General features: G+C 62.6%; 22 protein-coding genes. 12 read left to right on the forward strand and 10 right to left on the reverse strand.

The genetic code is table 11. The features are described 5' to 3' along the window. The first annotated feature begins 53 nt into the window (after positions 1 to 53). The 4 genes from ACTJKE_RS21075 to ACTJKE_RS21090 all read left to right on the forward strand — a co-directional run bounded on the left by ACTJKE_RS21075 (position 54) and on the right by ACTJKE_RS21090 (position 2,880). A complete protein-coding gene (locus tag ACTJKE_RS21075; RefSeq protein WP_082663433.1) occupies positions 54 to 632 on the forward strand; it encodes a helix-turn-helix domain-containing protein in 579 nt (192 codons plus the stop codon). A 2-nt stretch (positions 633 to 634) separates the two neighbouring features. Next, entirely contained in the window at positions 635 to 1,162 is a 528-nt protein-coding gene (locus tag ACTJKE_RS21080; protein ID WP_058326207.1) for a GNAT family N-acetyltransferase, read from the forward strand. Positions 1,163 to 1,401: 239 nt separating this feature from the next. Further along, the gene (locus ACTJKE_RS21085) at positions 1,402 to 2,427 is read left to right on the forward strand and encodes a histone deacetylase family protein (RefSeq protein WP_058326208.1); all 1,026 of its coding nucleotides are present in this window, start codon (positions 1,402 to 1,404) and stop codon (positions 2,425 to 2,427) included. Positions 2,428 to 2,526: 99 nt separating this feature from the next. Next, positions 2,527 to 2,880: a hypothetical protein gene (locus tag ACTJKE_RS21090; protein ID WP_057247856.1), complete on the forward strand. Its 354-nt coding sequence runs from the start codon at positions 2,527 to 2,529 to the stop codon at positions 2,878 to 2,880. Between the two features lie 56 nt (positions 2,881 to 2,936). On the opposite strand, the gene ACTJKE_RS21095 is transcribed toward ACTJKE_RS21090, so the two are convergent. Beyond that, positions 2,937 to 3,575 carry an exopolysaccharide biosynthesis protein gene (locus ACTJKE_RS21095; RefSeq protein ID WP_057247857.1) on the reverse strand — a complete coding sequence of 213 codons (639 nt, stop codon included), beginning with the start codon at positions 3,573 to 3,575 and terminating at the stop codon, positions 2,937 to 2,939. Between the two features lie 246 nt (positions 3,576 to 3,821). Here ACTJKE_RS21095 and ACTJKE_RS21100 point away from each other — a divergent pair, with 246 nt between their 5' ends. Further along, entirely contained in the window at positions 3,822 to 4,484 is a 663-nt protein-coding gene (locus ACTJKE_RS21100) for an OmpA family protein (RefSeq protein WP_057247858.1), read from the forward strand. Between the two features lie 57 nt (positions 4,485 to 4,541). Here ACTJKE_RS21100 and ACTJKE_RS21105 read toward each other — a convergent pair whose 3' ends face one another. The 6 genes from ACTJKE_RS21105 to epmA form a co-directional block, all read right to left on the reverse strand. Continuing rightward, positions 4,542 to 5,366 carry a class I SAM-dependent methyltransferase gene (locus ACTJKE_RS21105; protein WP_058326209.1) on the reverse strand — a complete coding sequence of 275 codons (825 nt, stop codon included), beginning with the start codon at positions 5,364 to 5,366 and terminating at the stop codon, positions 4,542 to 4,544. 99 nt (positions 5,367 to 5,465) lie between these two features. Then, entirely contained in the window at positions 5,466 to 6,893 is a 1,428-nt protein-coding gene (locus ACTJKE_RS21110) for an MFS transporter (RefSeq protein WP_440692297.1), read from the reverse strand. An 89-nt stretch (positions 6,894 to 6,982) separates the two neighbouring features. Then, a complete protein-coding gene (gene sigJ / locus ACTJKE_RS21115; RefSeq protein WP_058326211.1) occupies positions 6,983 to 7,876 on the reverse strand; it encodes an RNA polymerase sigma factor SigJ in 894 nt (297 codons plus the stop codon). 1 nt (position 7,877) lies between these two features. Beyond that, positions 7,878 to 8,309: a carboxymuconolactone decarboxylase family protein gene (locus tag ACTJKE_RS21120; protein WP_057247860.1), complete on the reverse strand. Its 432-nt coding sequence runs from the start codon at positions 8,307 to 8,309 to the stop codon at positions 7,878 to 7,880. 168 nt (positions 8,310 to 8,477) lie between these two features. Further along, positions 8,478 to 9,530: a lysine-2,3-aminomutase-like protein gene (locus ACTJKE_RS21125; protein WP_058326213.1), complete on the reverse strand. Its 1,053-nt coding sequence runs from the start codon at positions 9,528 to 9,530 to the stop codon at positions 8,478 to 8,480. Then, entirely contained in the window at positions 9,527 to 10,579 is a 1,053-nt protein-coding gene (gene epmA, locus ACTJKE_RS21130; RefSeq protein WP_058326214.1) for an EF-P lysine aminoacylase EpmA, read from the reverse strand. Before epmA ends, ACTJKE_RS21125 begins: the two co-directional genes overlap by 4 nt. A 160-nt stretch (positions 10,580 to 10,739) precedes the next feature. Between epmA and efp the strand changes: the two genes are divergently transcribed. Then, positions 10,740 to 11,309, forward strand: coding sequence for an elongation factor P (efp, locus tag ACTJKE_RS21135; protein WP_057247863.1), 570 nt, complete (start codon positions 10,740 to 10,742; stop codon positions 11,307 to 11,309). A gap of 165 nt (positions 11,310 to 11,474) precedes the next feature. Further along, positions 11,475 to 12,716 carry an SAM-dependent methyltransferase gene (locus ACTJKE_RS21140; RefSeq protein WP_113512229.1) on the forward strand — a complete coding sequence of 414 codons (1,242 nt, stop codon included), beginning with the start codon at positions 11,475 to 11,477 and terminating at the stop codon, positions 12,714 to 12,716. Here the strand turns inward: ACTJKE_RS21140 and ACTJKE_RS21145 are convergent. Beyond that, entirely contained in the window at positions 12,706 to 13,536 is an 831-nt protein-coding gene (locus tag ACTJKE_RS21145; protein WP_058326216.1) for a lipo-like protein, read from the reverse strand. The two genes, ACTJKE_RS21140 and ACTJKE_RS21145, sit on opposite strands and share 11 nt — an antisense overlap. Positions 13,537 to 13,699: 163 nt before the next feature. Between ACTJKE_RS21145 and mbfA the strand changes: the two genes are divergently transcribed. Then, entirely contained in the window at positions 13,700 to 14,683 is a 984-nt protein-coding gene (gene mbfA, locus ACTJKE_RS21150; RefSeq protein WP_058326217.1) for an iron exporter MbfA, read from the forward strand. Positions 14,684 to 14,754: 71 nt separating this feature from the next. On the opposite strand, the gene ACTJKE_RS21155 is transcribed toward mbfA, so the two are convergent. After that, positions 14,755 to 15,375 carry a transglutaminase-like cysteine peptidase gene (locus ACTJKE_RS21155; protein ID WP_058326218.1) on the reverse strand — a complete coding sequence of 207 codons (621 nt, stop codon included), beginning with the start codon at positions 15,373 to 15,375 and terminating at the stop codon, positions 14,755 to 14,757. Between the two features lie 288 nt (positions 15,376 to 15,663). After that, positions 15,664 to 16,464 (reverse strand): alpha/beta hydrolase, encoded by an 801-nt coding sequence (locus ACTJKE_RS21160; RefSeq protein ID WP_057247868.1) that lies wholly within the window; start codon positions 16,462 to 16,464, stop codon positions 15,664 to 15,666. 219 nt (positions 16,465 to 16,683) lie between these two features. On the opposite strand from ACTJKE_RS21160, the gene infC reads away from it, so the two are divergent. From infC to pheS, 4 genes are all read left to right on the forward strand, one after another. Next, on the forward strand, positions 16,684 to 17,220 hold the full coding sequence (gene infC / locus ACTJKE_RS21165; protein ID WP_057247869.1) for a translation initiation factor IF-3: 537 nt from the start codon (positions 16,684 to 16,686) through the stop codon (positions 17,218 to 17,220). Positions 17,221 to 17,537: 317 nt separating this feature from the next. Next, positions 17,538 to 17,741 carry a 50S ribosomal protein L35 gene (gene rpmI, locus ACTJKE_RS21170; RefSeq protein WP_025425550.1) on the forward strand — a complete coding sequence of 68 codons (204 nt, stop codon included), beginning with the start codon at positions 17,538 to 17,540 and terminating at the stop codon, positions 17,739 to 17,741. Positions 17,742 to 17,780: 39 nt separating this feature from the next. After that, positions 17,781 to 18,185 carry a 50S ribosomal protein L20 gene (rplT, locus tag ACTJKE_RS21175; RefSeq protein ID WP_025425551.1) on the forward strand — a complete coding sequence of 135 codons (405 nt, stop codon included), beginning with the start codon at positions 17,781 to 17,783 and terminating at the stop codon, positions 18,183 to 18,185. A gap of 272 nt (positions 18,186 to 18,457) precedes the next feature. Then, positions 18,458 to 19,540 (forward strand): phenylalanine--tRNA ligase subunit alpha, encoded by a 1,083-nt coding sequence (pheS, locus tag ACTJKE_RS21180; RefSeq protein WP_057247870.1) that lies wholly within the window; start codon positions 18,458 to 18,460, stop codon positions 19,538 to 19,540. The last annotated feature ends 120 nt before the right edge of the window (positions 19,541 to 19,660 follow it).

The following is a 19,660-nucleotide window of genomic DNA, read 5'->3' on the forward strand; positions in this document are numbered from 1 at the left end:
TTTCAGTCTTTCCCAGTCTTGACTCCACTATATGAGAAATGCAATCTCAAATAATGGAAAACATCGCCGACCCCCTCGAACATGCCATCGGCGAGCGCATTCGCACCCTGCGTACTGAGCAGAATCTGACGCTCGACGAACTCGCCACCAGCTCCGGCGTCAGCCGGGCGATGATCTCGCGCATCGAGCGTGGTGAGGCGAGCCCGACGGCCCAGCTTCTCGCCAAGCTTTGCAGCGCGCTCAGCACCACGCTGTCTGCGCTCTTCGCCTTCGAGGCCAAGGAGGCATCTCCGCTTGCAAAGCGTGCAGACCAGCGCCTCTGGCGCGATCCGGAATCCGGCTATCTGCGCCGCTCCGTCTCGCCGGATGGCCTCGGTTCGCCGGTCGATATCGTCGAGGTCGAGTTTCCGCCGGGTGCGCGCGTCGTCTTCGAGCGGCAGCCGTCCGATCGCGGCATCACCCAGCATCTTTGGCTGTTCTCCGGCCGGCTCGAACTCACCACCGAATCCGGCTCCCATTTGCTGGAAGCAGGCGACTGCCTGTTCATGGGGCTGGGGGCTGGCCACATCTTTCACAATCCCCACGATGAGCCGGCTCACTATGCCGTCGTCCTCTGCCGCACCAAGGTTTGATCATGTCCGATATCCAGATCCGTCTGCTCGATGAAACCCAGGCCCGCGCCGCCATGCCGGCGCTTGCCGAGGTACTGTCCGATTGCGTCGAGGGTGGCGCCTCGGTCGGTTTCATGCAGCCCTATCCGCCGGAATGCGCGGTTGCCTATTGGCAGGGCGTCGCCGAAGCGGTTGCCGGCGGCGACACGCTGCTGATGGTGGCGGAGGAAGCGGGCCGCATCCTCGGCACCGTGCAGGTCGGCGTTGCACAGATGCCGAACCAGCCGCACCGCGGCGATCTCAAGAAGTTGCTCGTCCATCGCGCGGCCCGAGGCAAGGGCCTGGCGCGGCGGTTGATGGAGGCTGTCGAACGCGAAGCGGCGGCGCGCGGCAAGACGCTGCTGGTGCTCGACACCGCGACCGGCAGCGAGGCGGAGGCGATCTATCCGCGCCTGGGCTGGGAGCGCGTTGGCGTCATTCCCGATTATGCGATGTGGCCGGAAGGCGGGCTCTGCGCCACCACGTTCTTCTACAAGCGGATCGCGGCGTAGATGATGGACTGTCTTTTGGTTCGATATCTCCGACCGGCGTGATTGCCCCTCACCCCGCCCCTCTCGCTGCAAGCGGGGAGAGGGGGAATGCGAGCTTGCGGCACGTGTCCTTCGCCCCGCTTGCGGGGAGAAGGTGGCCGGCAGGCCGGATGAGGGGCGCGCACTGAGATAGCCAACAGCCTGAATCTTGGGTTAGGTTGCCCGCGCCCCGCCCGTTGCACCCGATCAGGACCCTCTTCATGCGCATCTTCTACACCGAAGACCACAAGCTCCGCGACGCCAGAACCGAACTCTTCGGCGGCGAACTCGTGCCGCCCTTCGAGGCGCCGTTCCGTGCCGAATGGATTCTCGCGGCGGTGAAGGAGGCGGGCTTTGACGATGTCGCAGCCCCTGAGCGCCATGATCTCGAGGTCGCCCTCAAGCTGCACGCGCCCGATTATCTCGAGTTCCTTGAGACCGCCTGGTCGCGCTGGGTCGCTGACGGCTATCGCGGCGAGGCTATCGCGACCTGCTTCCCGGCCCGGCGCATGCGCCAGCATCCGCCGAAGGATATCGATGGCGCGCTCGGCTTTTACTCCTTTGCGGCGGAAACGGCGATCACCGAGGGCACCTATGCCGCCGCGCGTGCCGCGATGGACTGCGCCCTCTCGGCGGCCGACCACATCCATGCGGGCAACCGCGCCGCCTTCGCGCTCTGCCGTCCGCCCGGTCACCATGCGGCGATCGATCTCTATGGCGGCTATTCCTTCATCAACAATGCCGCCTGTGCCGCCCAGCGCCTAAGGGATCGCGGCGCTCGCAAGGTTGCCGTGCTCGACGTCGATTTCCACCACGGCAATGGCACCCAGGATATCTTCTACGAGCGTGGCGACGTCTATTTCGCCTCGCTCCACGGCGATCCCGTCGATGCCTTCCCCTATTTTCTCGGCTTTGCCGATGAGGAGGGTGCCGGCGAGGGGCTTGGCACGACGAAGAACTATCCCTTGCCGCGTCGTACCGGCTTCGACGTCTGGTCGGATGCCATGGCCGACGCGCTGTCACGCATCGCCGCCTTCGGTGCCGAGGCGCTGGTCGTTTCGCTCGGCGTCGACACCTTCGAGCGCGACCCGATCTCGTTCTTCCGGCTGACGTCTGAAGACTACATCCGCATGGGCGAGGCCCTGAAACGCTCAGGCTTGCCGGTCGTCGTCTGCATGGAGGGCGGCTACGGCGTGCCGGAAATAGGGCTCAACGTTGCCAATGTGCTGACGGGCCTCTCCGGCTGAGCACTCGTTGTTGAAAAACAGCAGTGCCCTCTATTGACCTCAACTTTACTTGAGGTCGTACGACTGCTCCTGTTCAAAAGAGATCAGAGGAAAAGAGCAATGAGCAGCCTATCGAATACGTCCGTTGTCGCGCCGCTTTACCGCATCAACAAGTACACCGTGCCGGTCGAGGCGCGGCAGCAGTTCGTCGAACTGGTGGACAAGACGCTGGCCGTCATCCGCAAGCAGGATGGCTATGTGAAGGACCTGTTCCTGGAACAGCATGCCGGCCCGGGCCAATTCGATTTCATCACCATGATCGAGTTCGCCAATGCCGACGTCGCGCCCAAGGTCGCCGCTGCACTCGGCGAGTTCGACCGCCAGCTCGGCCTCGATCGCGAGGCAATGATGAAGACGCTCGGCATCCGCACCGACTTCGCCAGCTACCGGGCCTTCGGCGGTCTGGCTGCTTGAAAAACGAATGGCCCGGCAGTCAGCCGGGCTCACCCAATGTCACGGAACGAGTTTCGTCAGGAGACGAAGAACGACGACAGTCCCTGGCCGGCGGCAAAGGCCATGTAGGCAAGTACGGTGAAATAGACAGTCGTTGCGATCAGGAAGAGGTAGCCGCCGGCGACCATCAGCCCGTCGCGCTGGATGATGCCGAGCGAGAGCAAGAGGATCGCGATTCCCGGCAGTGTGTTCGACAGAGGGATGAGCCCGAGCGGGAACATCAACAGCACGCCGCCGGCCATGATCATCAGCCCGTTGAAGCGGTTCATCACCGCGCCCTGCGTCAGGAAACCCAGGCGCGGGCGGACGTAGCGATCGAGCTTGGAGACGATGCTCGCCCCCTTTTGCAAGGTCGGCACCAGCTTTTCGGTCTCGATCTTGCGGTCGAGAATGCGCTGCGGCACCCAGGGCAGGCGGTTGAGCGTGATCGATACGGAGATCAGGATGATTGCGGCGCCGAAAACCGTGCTGACGCCCGGTATCGACACCGGCAGCAGAAACGGCAGCGTCAGAAGCGCGCAAAGTAGCAGAAATCCCTGTTCGCCGATCTCGGTCATCAGTTCGCGCAGGGTAATCGTCTCGCCGCGGATCGAGGCAATCATGCCGTTGAGCGTGTCGCTGAGACTGCGTTGCGTGTCGCCGAACTCGATTGCCATCAAATCTTGCCTCGTCTTTATCAATGAGCGGCGGCGGAAAGCCGCACACATTTATCCTGGTCGCTAGATGTCCGTCCTATCAAGGGCATGTGAAGGATCGGTTATAGTGTGGCCCGACCGGCACACCCGGTCCGAGCAAACCGGCATTTGCCGGTAAACCATGGCGTGATTGGGACGCCTCTTCATCTTCCTGCCGCAATCGCTAGTATGAAGCACCTTTGAGCACCAATGGGGACAACTGATTCCATGATCAAGAAATGCGCCATTCTGGCTGTTGCGGCCATCTATCTTTCGGGATGCACGACCACCGATCCCTATACGGGTGAACAGAAGATGTCGAACACCGCCGGCGGCGCGCTGATCGGCGCGGGCCTCGGTGCGGCGACCGGTCTGCTCGTTGGCGGCAGTGCTGCGGGACGGCGCGACTCGGCGCTCGTCGGTGCCGCGATCGGCGGTCTCGGCGGCGGCCTGATCGGCAACTACATGGACAGCCAGGAAGCGGAACTGCGCGCCCAGCTTCAGGGCACCGGCGTTTCGGTCACCCGCGCCGGCGACCGCATCATCCTCAACATGCCGTCGAACATCACTTTTGCGACTGACCGCGACCAGGTGATCCCGGCCTTCTACGACACGCTGAACTCGGTGGCGATCGTGCTGCGCAAGTTCAACAAGACGATGATCGACGTCGACGGCCACACCGATGCGACCGGCAGCGCCTCCTACAACCAGGGTCTCTCCGAGCGCCGTGCCGCCTCCGTCGCCAACTACCTGGCAGGCCAGGGCGTCGACCAGCGCCGCATGTCGGCCATGGGCTACGGCAAGGAGCGTCCGATCGCTTCCAACGCGACGGAATCCGGCCGCGCGCAGAACCGCCGCGTCGAAATCTCGATCGCGCCGATCAAGGCCTGATCGGCAGACATCGACTGCTTGCTATCAAGGGGCTGCGCCGCGAGGCGCGGCCCTTTTTCATGTCTGCTTGAACCGGTAGCGCAACAGGCGCCCCATACGGCGCAGCATGGGGACCGCGCTGAAGAACTGGATCGCGATCCGCGCCATCGGTGACATGCGCGCGATCTGTGCGGCATCGTAGTTGTAAATGTCCTCGAGTAGTGTCAGCCCGGGCACGCTCCGTTCCAGCGACCGTGCGTCCTCGATCCCCCAACGAAGCTCAGCGCCTGTTGCGCGCAAGGACGGGTTGAAGCGCAGCAGTTCGATGCCGAGATGGCTGTAGGCGTCGAAAACGATTTCGCCGCCGGCAAGGCAGGTTACAAGGCGCCGCAGGAGGTCACGTACTTCCTGATCGCGAAGATAGGGCAGCACCCCTTCGGCGACGACGATCGCCGGCCGGTCATCGGGGATGCGGTCGATCCAGTCCCGCTCGGTAATGGAGGAGGCGATCGCGGTGTAGCCGCTGCGATCGGGGAAGAGGCGCTGTCGCAAGGCGATGACGTCCGGAAAGTCGACGTCGAACCAGGCGACCGAGGAAGGCGGATCGAGCCGCAGGATCCGCGTGTCGAGGCCGCAGCCGAGGTTGAGCACGATCGCATCCGGATGGCTCGCGATGAAAGCTCGAGTCCATCGGTCGAGCAGATAAGCGCGCATCGCGATGCCGATCGTCATGTCGTGACCGACATCAGGCGCTTTCGCTTTGCCGTCGAGGCGCCGCAACAGCTCGACGGCAAAGCGATCGTGCAGAAGGGAATCGGGTAGTGCGCTCTCCGCAGCCTTCGCCCGGAGCGTGATCAGCAGCGTTTCGCGCACGCCATGAAGGCCGACGCTCTCGGCTTCCATCGTTTCCTCCTGACCGCGCTCCGTCGAATGAGTTGGGGCGCCGCAGTCTTTTCGTCGCGGCCCGCTGTCGTTTCGGCGGGCCGCATTGTCCGATAGGGCTCACGCCACCGTGCGTCTCGCGCGCCGTACACGCCTGGCCGTCAGCACTGCCAGTGCGGGCAGCAGCGCGAACAGACCGAAGAGCCAGGTCGTTGCCAGCGCCACACCCCCCTCCGACGACGCTTCGATCCCGGCGAGGTTGGCAGTCAGTCCGGCAAGCGCTGCGCCGAGTGCAGCGGCAAAGAGCTGGACAGTGGTAATCGAGCTCGATGCCTTCTCCGCTTCGCCCTCCGGCGCGAATTCATAGACGGCGGTAACGATATGCGGCCAGGCAAAGCCCATGCCGAAGCCGACCGCGATGATGCCGACGCAGAGCGGCGCGGCGATAACCAGGAACTCTGCGCCTGCCATCGGCATGAACAGGGCGATCAGGGCAAGGCCGATAAAACCGAAGGCCGGACCGGCAAAGATTGTCTGTTTCGCCCGTTCTCCATGCCAATGGGCACTTGTCATCGATCCCGCCGTCCAGCCGATCGACATTAGCGCGGCGATATAGCCGGCCGCCAGCGGCGATAGCTCATGCAATTCCTGCAGCAGGTACGGCACATAGATCTCCGGCTGCAGGCCGACCATAAGCAGGGTGATCGTAGCATAAAGGGCGGCCAGCGGGGAGGTCAGCGTGAAGCTGCCGGAGGGCAGAAGCTTTCCCGTCACCCGACGCTCGACGAACAGAAGGCTCAGGAACAGGAGGATCGCAACGCCGACGCAGCCGATCTGCTCCAAGGCCATTGTGCGCGTGCTCGCGACCGAAAGCGCAAGCACGATGCCGACGAGGAGCAGGAGTTGCAGCAGCGGGAGCGGCGTGCGCTCCTCTTCGCCGGTGGCCTTGCGCGGCAGCGTCGAGAAGGCGAGCGCGGCAAGCAGCGCCGTCATCGGCAGGAGAGACCAGAAGGCAACGCGCCAGGTGGAGAACTCGGCAAACATGCCGCCGATCGCGGGTCCGATCAAGGTCGCCGTTCCCCAGGTCGCCGAAATCAGGCCGATGGCGCGGGTCCAGAGTTCGGGCCGGAAGACCTGCCGGATTACGCCATAGGCGAGCGCATAGAGCAGGCCGCCACCAAAACCCTGGATCGCCCGGCCGGCAAGCAGCATCGCCATCGAAGGGGCCGTGGCACAGAAGAGCGTCCCCAGGCCGAAGACGAGCGCGCCGATCGCATAGGCGCCACCGGCGCCGACGGCACCGAGCAGCCGCGCCGATAGTGCGGCGCCGAGGATCGAGGCCGCGACAAAGACCGTCGTGCTCCAGGCGTAATATTCAAGCCCGCCGATCTCGCGCACGATCGATGGCATGATCGTCGTCACCACGTAGATGTTGAGCGCATGCAGCGCGACGCCGCCGCTGAGCACCAGCGAATGCACCGCATTTTCGCCGGATAGCAGGGCGCGCCAGCCGGTTTCCTGTGGGGGAGCGGGAGTTTTTTCAAGCATGTCAGTACCTCACGCAGGACATCGCAAGCGAACGCGTACCGGCTCATCCGGTATCGGAAGATCGCGTTCGCGTCAGTGGTGCCGCTATGTCAGTGGAGCGCAGCCTCGCCAAAATGCGTGAGCTTGTCCGGGTTGCGCATGATGAAGATGTCGTTGACGTTTCCGTCACGGTCATAGCCGAAGGCGACTGTCGCGGCGATCTCGTTTTTCGCCTCGTCGCGAAGCACGATGCCGCGGCCGCCATTGATGTCGCCGATTTCCCAGACGTAATGCGCCCAGTATTCGGTAAGCCGGTCGATGATGAAGGCGAGCACGGTCTCCTTGCCGGAGAGCACGCCAAGCACGGTCGCCACCTTGCCGCCGCCGTCGGCCGTCAGCTTCACGTCGGCCGAAAGAAGCGTCGTAAGTCCGGCGACGTTGCCGCCGTGGATTGCCTGGTGGAAAGCGGATAGCAGTTCATCCTGGCGCTCGCGCGGGGTCTGGTGCCGGGCTTTCTCCAGGCCGATATTCGTCTTGGCGCGCGATACCAGCTTGCGGGCGGCCGTCTCCTGCATGTCCAGGGTTTCCGCCACCTCGTCATAGGGCTGACCGAAAATCTCATGCAGCAGATAGGCGGCGCGCTCCTTCGGCGTCAGCCGTTCGAGCATCAGCAGAAACGCCGTCGTCAACGAAGAGGTCAGCGCCAGCTTTTCCTCCGCATTGTCGTCGCTTGTCGTGTGGATCGGCTCGGGCAGCCACGCGCCAACATAGTCGACGCGTTTGCGGTGCGCGGCCTTGAGCAGATCCAGGCAGCGGCGCGTGCAGGCAGTCGTCAGCCAAGCCGCCGGCGTTTCGATCGATGCGCGGTCGACCTCCTGCCATTTCAGGAACGTGTCCTGCACCGCGTCTTCCGCATCGGCGCGCGAGCCGAGGATGCGGTAGGCCAGGCCGAGAAGGCGCGGGCGCGCCTCCTCGAAGATCTGCATGTGCTGCCTGTCATTCATGTCAGTGCCTCGAAATCTGGATGCGGTTCCAAAGGTTGATCATCGCCACCGTCGAGGTGATGACGCTGATCTCCTTCTCGCTGAAGTGCTGGCGCAGCTCGGCGCGGAGCGGTGCGAAGTCGGTGCGCGGTTCGAGTTCGGTCAGCGCTTCGGTCCAGGCAAGCGCTGCCTTCTCGCGCGGTGTGAAATCATTCACCTGGTCCCAGACGATGATTCGGTCGAGCCGTTCGTTGCTCTCGCCCTCGGCGCGGGATTCCTTGGTGTGCATCTTCACGCAGAAGCCGCAGCGGTTGATCTGCGAGGCGCGCAGCTGCACGAGATTGTGGATCGTCCGGTCGAGCCCGTGCAGGTCCATGGTCTTGTGCACATCGGCGAGCGCGCCGAGCACATCCGGGATTTCCTGTTCGTAGCGGACGGCTTTCGTATCGGTCATGGTCTCAACTCCATCGTTGTTGTGTTGCCTATGACCATGTGACGATTGACGTCGAAAGCCTGTGACGCGGCTCTACGATTTTTCTCGAAAATCGCCAAGAAAAATACAGGTCCGCAATATTTAGATGAAATTTCAATGTGTTGGCGAGACGCGATTTCTCGCGGCGTATCAGGCTTTCGGCGGGTAGCTGTGCTCGCCGCCGCGAAAATCGGTGACCGTGTAGCAGCCGCCGCCATCGGTCGCGATCGTCGCGGCGCTGATGACCGCCTTGCCGTGACCACCTGGAATGTCGAGGATGTAGGTCGGCTGGCAAAGGCCGGAGACCCGGCCGCGCAGGGCTGCGACCAGCGCCTGGCCTTCCTCGATCGACAGACGGAAATGGCTGGTGCCAGGGGCCAGATCCGGGTGATGAAGATAATAGGGCTTGATCCGTGTCTCGACGAAGGCGCGCATCAGGCTAGCCAGCACATCCGCGTCGTCGTTGACGCCCCTCAAGAGCACCGACTGGCTGACCATGACGATGCCGGCATCGATCAGTCGTGCCGAGGCGGCGCGCGCCTCTTCAGTCAGCTCGCGCGGGTGGTTGGCGTGCAGAGCCACATAGGTCGCCTTGCCGTTAGCCTTCAGTGCAGCGATCAATTCGGCGTCGACGCGCGACGGCTCGACAACCGGCACGCGGGTGTGGAAGCGGACGATCTTCACATGCGGGATCGGTTTCAGCCGTTCCATGAGCTCGGTGAGCCGCCGCGGTGACAGCACCAGGGGATCGCCGCCGGTGAGGATCACCTCCCAGATTTCCTCGTGTTCGGCGATGTAGGCGATCGCCGCATCGAGTTCGGCGGGTGTCAGCGTGCCGAGCCCCTGCGGCCCGACCATCTCGCGGCGGAAGCAGAAGCGGCAATAGACCGGGCAGACATGCACGGCCTTCAAGAGCACCCGATCCGGATAGCGATGGACGATGCCGGCAACGGGACTGTGCGGCTTGTCGCCGATCGGGTCTTCGCGCTCTTCGGGAAGCAGCGTCAGCTCGGCGGCATCGGGCACGAACTGCCGGACGATCGGATCGGCGGGATCGGTGGGATCGATGAGGCCGGCAATGACAGGGCTGATCGCAACCGCATAACGCTCGGCGACGGCGGCAACCGCGGCCTCATTGCTGCGGTCGACGAGACCTGCCTCAACGAGCTCTCGCGCAGTCTTGATCGGGCGATGTACGTTCACGGCTGCGTCTCCGCCACCGGTGCCCAGAGCACCTGGTCGATACGCGACGCACCGGTTGCAAGCATCACCAGCCGGTCGAAGCCGAGCGCGATGCCGCTCGCTTCGGGCATGATCGCGAGTGCTGCCAGGAAATCCTCGTCGAGCGGGTAGGTCTCGCCGTAGACACGCGCCTTTTCTGCCATTTCCATCTCGAAGCGCCGGCGTTGTTCGACGGCATCCGTCAACTCGCCGAAGGCATTGGCGAGCTCGACGCCGCAGGCATAGAGCTCGAAGCGCTCGGCGACGCGCCGGTCGCGCGCGGCCGGTCGCGCCAGCGCCGCTTCGGCAGTCGGATATTCGTCGAGGATCGTCGCGCGGCCAAAGCCGAGGTGCGGCTCGATCTTTTCCACGAGCACGCGGCTGAAGAGATCGGCCCAGGTGTCATCGGACGCGACCCGAAGTCCGGCTGCAGTCATGGCCGCGGCCAGTTGGTTGCGATCGGTTTCACCGTTCGCCGCGATCGAGGCCAGGAGGTCGATGCCGGCAAAGCGCGCGAAGGCTTCCGCGACGCTCAGTCGCTCCGGCGTCGCGAAGGGATCGCAGGCCTGTCCCTGGAAGATGAACTGTTTGGTGCCGGTGGTCTCTGCCGCAAGCGCGAGGATCTCGGCGCAGTCGCGCATCAGCGCCTCGTAGCTTTCGCCGGCGCGGTACCATTCGAGCATGGTGAATTCAGGGTGATGCAGCGGTCCACGCTCGCGGTTGCGGTAGACATGGGCGAAACAGGCGATGCGCCGTTCGCCGGCGGAAAGCAGCTTCTTGCAGGCGAACTCCGGCGAGGTGTGCAGATAGAGTGGATGGCTCGATCCGTCGTGATGGAGAGCCTCTGTCGCGAAGGCGTGCAGATGCGCCTCGTTGCCGGGCGAGACCTGCAGCGTTGCCGTGTCCACCTCGATGAAATCGCGTGTCTCGAAGAACCGGCGCAACGCCGATTGGATCCGGTTGCGGCCGAGAAGAAACGGGCGCCGGTCGGCATGGACATCGGGTGTCCACCAGGGTGAGGCATGCGACATGATCGGTTCAGTCCAGGCTTTCTTCGCGCAGACAGCGGCTCAGGCTGGCTATTTGCACGAAATTAGGGTAGTTGCGGCGCGAAATCCTTCTTTCCGCGTCCTTCAGGGCCAGTGTTTCCGGCCCGCGGTGTCGCGCATACCTCTGTTACAAGGAAGACTAATGGTCAAGGTCATCGCTTCATCTGTCCGTAAGGGCAACGTTCTCGACGTCGACGGCAAGCTCTATGTCGTGCTTACCGCCCAGAACTTCCACCCGGGCAAGGGCACGCCGGTCACCCAGGTCGATATGCGCCGCATTTCCGACGGCGTGAAGGTCTCCGAGCGCTACCGCACGACCGAACAGGTCGAGCGCGCCTTCGTCGAAGACCGCGAGCACACCTTCCTTTATGAAGACGCCGAAGGCTTCCACTTCATGAACCCGGAAAGCTATGACCAGCTGGTCATGAGCACCGACGACATCGGCGACCTCAAGGCCTACCTGCAGGAAGGCATGGCCTGCATTCTTTCGGTGCACGAAGGTCTGGCGATCGCCATCGACCTGCCGCGTCACGTGACGCTCGAAATCACCGAGACCGAGCCGGTCGTCAAGGGCCAGACGGCATCGTCGTCCTACAAGCCGGCGGTTCTCTCGAACGGCGTCCGCACGCTGGTTCCGCCGCACATCCAGGCCGGCACCCGCGTCGTCATCGCGACGGAAGACGGTTCCTACGTCGAGCGCGCCAAGGACTGAGGCTAACGCCGAATAACAGTTGAACGGGGACGGTGGCGAAGGCTGCCGTCCCCGTTTTCGTTCCGGGAAGAGCTTGATGAGCAACCAGAAATTTAAGGGGAGCATTTCGAAAAACGGGTGCTAGGATGCCGGCGCTGATACGACAGTTGTCTCAAGAGGGTCTGCATGTTCCCATTGTCGCATATGATGAAGTCCTTCATTCGCAAGGGCCGCCTGACGGTGATCGACGCCGACGGCAAGCGCCACGTCTTTTCCGGCACGCCCGGACCGGAGGTGACGATGCGGCTCACGGACAAGAAGCTCTACCGCAGCCTCGTCTTCAACGCCGAACTCGCCGCCGGCGAAGCCTATATGGACGGCACCATGCGCTTCGAGGAGGGCTCGACGCTCAGGGACTTCCTGACGCTTTTCTCGATCAATCGGCTATCGCTCGGGTCTTATCCGATCCAGAAACTTCTGCGGGCGGTGAAGATGCGGTTCCGCAAGCGGCAGCAGGCCAATCCCAAGGGCAAGGCGCAGCAGAACGTCGCGCATCACTACGATCTCGGCAACGAATTCTACAAGCTGTTCCTCGACGAGAACATGCTCTACTCCTGCGCCTATTTCCGCGAGCCCAACGAGACGCTCGAAAAAGCGCAGCGCAACAAGCTGAGGCTGCTCGCCTCCAAGCTCTGCCTGGAACCCGGCATGAAGGTGCTGGATATCGGCTGCGGCTGGGGCGATCTCGCGATGTATCTTGCCGAGCTCGCGGATGTGCAGGTGCTCGGCGTGACGCTTTCCAAGGAACAGCAGGCGCTTGCCACCGAACGGGCGCGGAAGGCAGGTCTAGGGGACCGGGTGCGTTTCGAGCTTAAGGATTACCGCGATGTCCAGGGGCCCTTCGACCGCATCGTTTCGGTCGGCATGTTCGAACATGTCGGCGTGCATCACTATGACGAGTTCTTCAAGAAGCTGAATGCGCTGATGCCGGATGACGGCCTCACGGTGCTGCATTCGATCGGTCACATGAGCCCCCCCGGCATGGCGAGCTCCTGGCTTCGGAAATACATCTTCCCGGGCGCCTATTCGCCGGCGCTCTCGGAGGTCTTCGAGGTGGTCGAGCGCAACAGTCTCTGGGTCACGGATCTCGAATTCTTGCGGGTGCACTACGCCACGACGCTCGCCCATTGGGGTGCGCGCTTCGAGGCCAACCGCGACAAGGTGATCGGGCTCTATGACGAGCGCTTCGCGCGCATGTGGGAGTTCTATCTGATCAGCGCCGAGATGATGTTCCGCACCGGCAGCCAGCTCGTCTTTCACATGCAGCTCTCGCGCTCGCGCGATGCGGCGCCGATCGTGCGCGATTACATCACCGATCGTCAGCGCGATTTCATGGCCCGCGAACAGGCGCTCGCCCTCAACCTTTGAACGGGTGATCGCCGTCGCCGTTCCAGCGCAGCCGCTTGTAGTCGAAGCCGAATTCGAGCGTCGGCTTGACGATCGCGAAGAAGGGCGAGAGGTCGAAATCCCTGGGCGTATAGAGCGAATGGTGCCGGATGTGCAGGATCTCCTCGCGCGAATAGGTCGAGGTAGCAGCCGCCCGGCCGGGGGCGCGGGTGACCTCGGGCAGGATCGGATAGCGGATCTGCTCGAAGGCGGCTGCGATCAGCGTCGAGCAGATCGCCCGCGTCGGATCGCCGGAGCCAAAGGCAAGCAGGCGCCGCCGCCAGCGCACCGGCACCGGCGGGGTCGGCATGAAATAGCGCAGCATGTCGAGGATGTTCTTCAGGTCATATTTCATCCCGAGCCGCGAGATCATGAAGCCGACGAGCGCCGTGCGATCATCCGGCGTCAGCGCGATCGGCCGGCAGATGCGCGTGTTGAACGACGCGTATTTCTTCAGCGGCACCGCAACACAACCCTCGCCGATATTGACCTCGATGAGTTGCGGCCGCTCGATGACCGGCAGCGTTGCCTGGTCGAGCGTCAGCGGCATCTGGTCGCCGGCAAAGAACGCGGCGTGTGACCAGGTCGATTGCGTCAGATACTTGATCGCCGCCGAAACCCTCTGGTTGCCCTCGATCAGGAGAACGTCGCCCGGGCGCAGCGTGCGCGCCAGGGTTTCCTGATCGGAAGGGGTATAGGGCTCGTAGCCGGATGTCTGCGCTTGCAGCCGCGCGGCAAGCCTGGCTCCAAGCCGATCCAGTAACGTGTCCTTGCTTTCGGAAAGCGAATAGATGGTCCTCATCGAGGCGATCGCTCCGGGAATGAAGGGAATTCGCGAGAGCCTTCATCGTGGCTGAGCCGCGACACTCTGTCGAGAGATTGTCGCATGATTGCATGGCTTTGGCCTTGACGGTGCCGTCTCGGTTTTCTATTTTTAGAATTATTCTAAAGAAGGTTTTCTCCCAATGTTTTCGCGCCTCTTCGCCCGTTCCAAACGTCCCTTTCTTTCCTTAAGCGAGCAGGAAATCCTGGCGCTCGCGATCTCGTCCGAAGAGGACGACGGACGCATCTATCTCGCCTATGCCGATGCGCTCCGGCAGCAATATCCCCACTCGGCAAAAGTGTTCGAGGAGATGGCGGAGGAAGAAAGCCACCACAGGCAGTGGTTGATCGATCTGCACGTCCAGCGCTTCGGCAGCCGCATTCCCCTTGTCCGGCGCGAACACGTGCGCGACTTCCCCGAGCGCAAGCCCGACTGGCTGATTGCCGAAATGCCGATCGAAAAGGCGCGCGAGGAAGCCGAAGCGATGGAGGAAGCGGCGCACCGTTTCTATGTCGAGGCCGCGGCGAGAACCCAGGATGCCGCCACCCGCAAGCTGCTCGGCGATCTCGCGATCGCGGAAAAATCGCATGAATCGCTCGCCCGGCGGCTTGGCGAAGAGCACACGCCCCAAGACGTGCGCGCCGAAGAGGACCAGACGTCGCGCCGTCAGTTCATCCTCACTTACGTACAGCCCGGCCTTGCCGGCCTGATGGATGGTTCGGTTTCGACGCTGGCGCCGATCTTTGCCGCCGCCTTCGCGACCCAGGATACCTGGCAGACCTTCCTCGTCGGTCTCTCGGCCTCTGTCGGCGCCGGCATCTCCATGGGCTTCACCGAGGCGGCCCACGATGACGGCAAGCTTTCAGGCCGCGGTTCGCCGATCAAGCGCGGCCTTGCCTCCGGCATCATGACCGCACTCGGCGGCCTCGGCCACGCGCTCCCCTATCTGATCCCGCATTTCTGGACGGCGACCGCCACGGCGGCGGTGATCGTCTTCTTCGAACTCTGGGCGATCGCCTTCATCCAGAACCGCTATATGGAAACACCGTTCCTGCGGGCGGCATTCCAGGTGGTGCTCGGCGGTGGCCTGGTGCTCGCGGCCGGCATCCTGATCGGCAACGCGTGACGGGTGAGCGGCAAATACGAAAAAGGGCCGGTCTGACCGGCCCTTTTTGAAACTCTTTACTTTGCTTTGGATCAGTTGCCGACCGAGCCGACGACGACTTCGGCGCCGTTCTGGATGGTGACCCAACGGCCGCTGTGGTTCGAGGCCTGGCGCTTCAGGTAGCGGTAAGGCGTGTTGGTCCAGAGCCTTACCCCGTTTTCGAGATTGTCGAGAATGAAGTCGCCCTGCGCCGTGCGGACGGTCAACACCGCATGGCCTTCGCCATCGGGCTTGCGAACGACGGTGATCAGGAGATCGCTCGCCGGGAAGCCCTTGCTCATCAGGCGCTTGCGCTTCTCAAGCACGAAGTCCTCGCAGTCGCCGGCGTTGTCCGGATAGGACCAGACTTCGTCCCTGCCGTGCAGTTCCAGGTCGGTGACCGGCGTGATCTCGCGATTGACCGCAGCATTCACCTGCCGGATGGTGGCCCAGCCGCGTTCGGTCACGCGCGGAGCAACCGTTCCCTTGGAGCGCACATTGCATTCGCTCTTGTACTTCTGGCAGAATTCGTAGTGGCCGATCGGCTGCGATGTCGCCGAGCCGGTCTGCATCCATGGAGAAGAACCTGCCTGTGCAGGAATTGCCGTGTTTGCTGAAATGAAAAGTGCGCAGAACGCCGCGATACTTCCCTTAACTCCAGTCCAAGACGCCATACAAATCCCCTGCAACGCGGTATGCCGGGCTCTTCCTGTCCGGACGTATTCGCGCAATCCTGAGTTGAGGGCAGCTTCTTTAGGTTCGTCCCCGTCGCTGCTCTAATCGTTAATAAAGAGTTAATAGCGTCGGCGCGGCAGAGTCAATCGCCGGAATCGGGACATCGGATTTTATGGTTAAAAGCGGGGCCGCGCGCGCGAAAACCCTTGCATCGTGGGCGGTCCACGGGGCAGCGCGGTTTTGGGGCAATTTGCGGCGGAAGGGGCGGGGCGTTCTCCCGCCCGGGCTCAGGCGAGCATCGTGCCGATGGCCTGCTTCATTTTAGCGATGTCTTCTTCACGCGAAAGGCGATGGTCGCCATCGCGGATGAGTGTCATGACGACATCGTCGGAGGGCAGGTGCTCCATCAGCCGCAGCGCATGGGTATAGGGAACGTCGGGGTCGCGCATGCCTTGCAGAATGTGCACCGGACAGCCGGTGGTGATCGTGCCCTCAAGCACCCGGTTCACGCGCCCGTCTTCGATGAGGGCGCGGGTGAAGATGTTCGGCTCCGGGCTGTACTCGGAGGGTTCCTCGAAAAAGCCGCGTTCGGCAAGCGAGGCCCTCTCCGCTTCGGTCAGGTTGGGTTCGATCAGTTCGGCGGTGAAATCCGGCGCCGGCGCAATCAGCACCAGGCCGGCGACACGGTTTCCGTCGCCACGCTGCCTGAGCTCCTGGATGACCCGCAGCGCAATCCAGCAGCCCATCGACGAGCCGATCAGCACGACGCGGCCCGGCGCCGCCCGATCAATGACCGCAAGGCTCTCCTCGAGCCAGCGCGAGATCGTGCCATCGGTGAAGGCGCCGCCGGAGGCGCCGTGGCCGGAATAGTCGAAGCGCACGCAGGCCGCGCCCCGTTCCATGGCATAGCGCTCGACCTCGACCGCCTTGGTGCCGGTCATGTCCGAACGGTAGCCGCCGAGCCAGACGAGCGTCGGCTGTCCCGATGGCTTCTCCGGGTGGCGCACGCGCATCGCGATCCTGCGCTGAGCCGCATCCGTGCCGACCTCGATGAAGCTGATTTCCGTCTCGGCTGGCGTATTGTGCATGCCCGTAATCTCCAAAAGCCCGTTTAACTGGCGATTTTCTTTCTAAAACAGATTCGCCTTGGTATCGACAGGTGGTGATTTTCCTTGAAAGCCGTGCTATTGACTCTCGCGCCGCAATTCACACATTGCCGTCGGTGACAGATTCAGGCGCTTCGTTTGTGATCGCGCCGGCGAACGAATTAAACAACATTTCGGAAATAGCTCGAGGAGAGTACGACCATTCGCAGACCGTTCAAAACGGACGCCCCCGTCAAGGAGGGACCGCGCTCAAACAAGGAAATCCGGGTGCCCCGGGTTCAGCTTATCGATGCCGAAGGCCAGAATATCGGTGCCGTCCCGATCGACCAGGCGCTCCGCATGGCGGAAGAAGCAGGTCTTGATCTGGTAGAGATCGCACCGAACTCCGAACCGCCGGTGTGCAAGATTCTGGATCTTGGCAAGCTGAAATACGCCAACCAGAAGAAGGCGGCCGAAGCGCGCAAGAAGCAGAAGATCGTCGAAATCAAAGAAATCAAGATGCGCCCGAACATCGACACGCATGACTATGACGTGAAGATGAAGGCGATGAACCGGTTCTTCGAGGACGGCGACAAGGTCAAGGTCACGCTGAAGTTCCGCGGCCGCGAAATGGCCCACCAGGAACTGGGCATGAAGCTTCTGCTCCAGGTCAAGGATGATACCCAGGCGATCGCCAAGGTGGAGGCCGAGCCGAAGCTCGAAGGCCGCCAGATGATGATGGTTCTGGCGCCGCGCTAAGCCGCCGCTGCCGTCAGTCGTAAGACCAAATTGATGAAAGCCGCCTTCCGGGCGGCTTTTTTCTTCGAGGCCGGCGGCGGCCGCCGCAGATCGCGCTCCCGCCTAGAGCATGCGCTGACGAACGTGCTAGAGATGTATGGGGAAGCGTTCGGCCACCGCTTGCAGCGCCATCTTCGATTCCCCAGTTGCGCTTTTCGGCATGTGCGGTTATAAGCCCCCGTCCGAACGGTCCGGCAGGGCATGCCGTGGCCGTTCTTAACGCTGGAAATGGACCTCGTCTGTCCGTTTCGAATTCTTAAGAAAAATGGAGTAGCAAAATGCCCAAGATGAAGACGAAATCGTCTGCCAAGAAGCGGTTCAAGATCACCGCTACTGGCAAGGTTCGTGCAGCAGCTGCTGGCAAGCGCCACGGCATGATCAAGCGTTCCAACAAGTTCATCCGCGACGCACGTGGAACCATGGTTCTCGCGGAGCCTGATGGCAAGAAGGTCATCAAGAACTACCTGCCCAACGGTCTCTAAGACTTTCAGGCATTTTGGACACGTTAAGGAGATCATGACATGGCACGTGTAAAACGCGGCGTAACCGCTCACGCCAAGCACAAGAAGACACTCAAGGCAGCCAAGGGCTTCTACGGCCGCCGCAAGAACACCATCCGCGCTGCGAAGGCTGCGGTTGATCGTTCGAAGCAGTTCGCTTACCGCGACCGCAAGGTCAACAAGCGCAACTTCCGCGCTCTCTGGATCCAGCGCATCAACGCTGCCGTCCGCGAATTCGGCCTGACCTACGGCCGCTTCATCGACGGCCTGAACAAGGCTGGCATCGAAGTCGACCGCAAGGTTCTGTCCGACATGGCTATCCATGAGCCGGCAGCATTCGGCGCCCTCGTCGAAGCTTCCAAGAAGGCGCTTGCCTACCTCAAGGAAGCCGGCACGACAAACGAGTTTGAAAGCGCTGTCCGTTAAGCCAGCGTTTTCCCAAAACCGTACTTAAAATTCGTTGGGAAACCCGCGCTGGCAGGGCTAGCGCGGGTTTTTCTTATTTCGCGAGATGAACGTGCGAGACGATCGAAAGGAACTGCCCCGGTTCCACCTTCCGACGACGCTTCAGCCGGGCCTCCGGCTTCGTCGTCCCTGCGTCTTTGCACTGGCATTCTTTGCGACCGCGGCGCGATCACATTCCTGAAGACTTGAGCCGATATAGAACCGAACCCATTCCCGCATCGAGGCAGGACAGAATGAGCGAACTGGAAACACTGGAACGGATACTGCTGGCGGACATCGATGCCGCAGGCGATGAGGGATCGATCGAGGCCGTGCGCGTCAATGCGCTCGGCAAGAAGGGCTCGATCTCCGAGCTCCTGAAGACGCTGGGCACCATGACGCCGGAAGAGCGCCAGACCCGCGGTGCGCAGATCAACGCGCTGAAGACCACGGTCGCCGACGCGATCGCCGCCCGCAAGTCGGCGCTGAAGGATCAGGCGATCGCCGAGCGCCTGGCGCGAGAGACGGTCGACATCAGCCTGCCGGTCCGCTCGTCGCCCGCCGAGCGCGGCCGCATTCATCCGATCAGCCAGATCGTCGACGAGATCACCGCGATCTTCGGCGACATGGGTTTCTCGATTGCCGAAGGTCCGGATATCGAGACCGACTACTACAACTTCACGGCGCTGAATTTCCCGGAGGGCCACCCGGCCCGCGAGATGCACGACACCTTCTTCTTCAATCCGGATGAGAAGGGCGACCGCAAGGTGCTGCGCACGCACACCTCGCCGGTGCAGATCCGCACCATGGAAGCGCAGCAGCCGCCGATCCGCATCATCATCCCCGGCAAGACCTACCGTCAGGACTCCGACGCGACCCATTCGCCGATGTTCCACCAGGTCGAAGGCCTGGTGATCGACAAGGCGGCGAACGTCGCCAACATGCGCTGGGTTCTGGAAGAGTTCTGCAAGGCCTTCTTCGAGGTCGACCAGGTGACGATGCGCTTCCGTCCGTCGTTCTTCCCTTTCACCGAGCCGTCCTTCGAGGTCGATATCCAGTGCGACCGCTCCGGCCCGATCGTCAAGTTCGGCGAGGGCACCGACTGGATGGAAATACTCGGCTGCGGCATGGTGCATCCGAACGTGCTGCGCTCCGGCGGGCTCGATCCGGACGAGTATCAGGGTTTTGCGTGGGGCATGGGCCTCGACCGCATCGCCATGCTGAAATACGGCATGCCTGACCTGCGTGACTTCTTCAATGCCGACGTTCGCTGGATGACCCATTATGGCTTCCGCCCGCTGGACATGCCGACGCTGTTCGGCGGTCTGTCGGCCTGATCGCGCAGCTGATCAGAGCGGATGCGCTCACATTCGTTCGCGCTTCCGCTCCTTCTTTTTGTTTTGCCGCATTTGTGCGACGTCAGGTGATGCCACCTGACTGCAAAATGCTCTAGGACA

Origin of the sequence: Ensifer sp. 22521 (assembly GCF_052044795.1) — a bacterium.
GTDB lineage: Bacteria > Pseudomonadota > Alphaproteobacteria > Rhizobiales > Rhizobiaceae > Ensifer.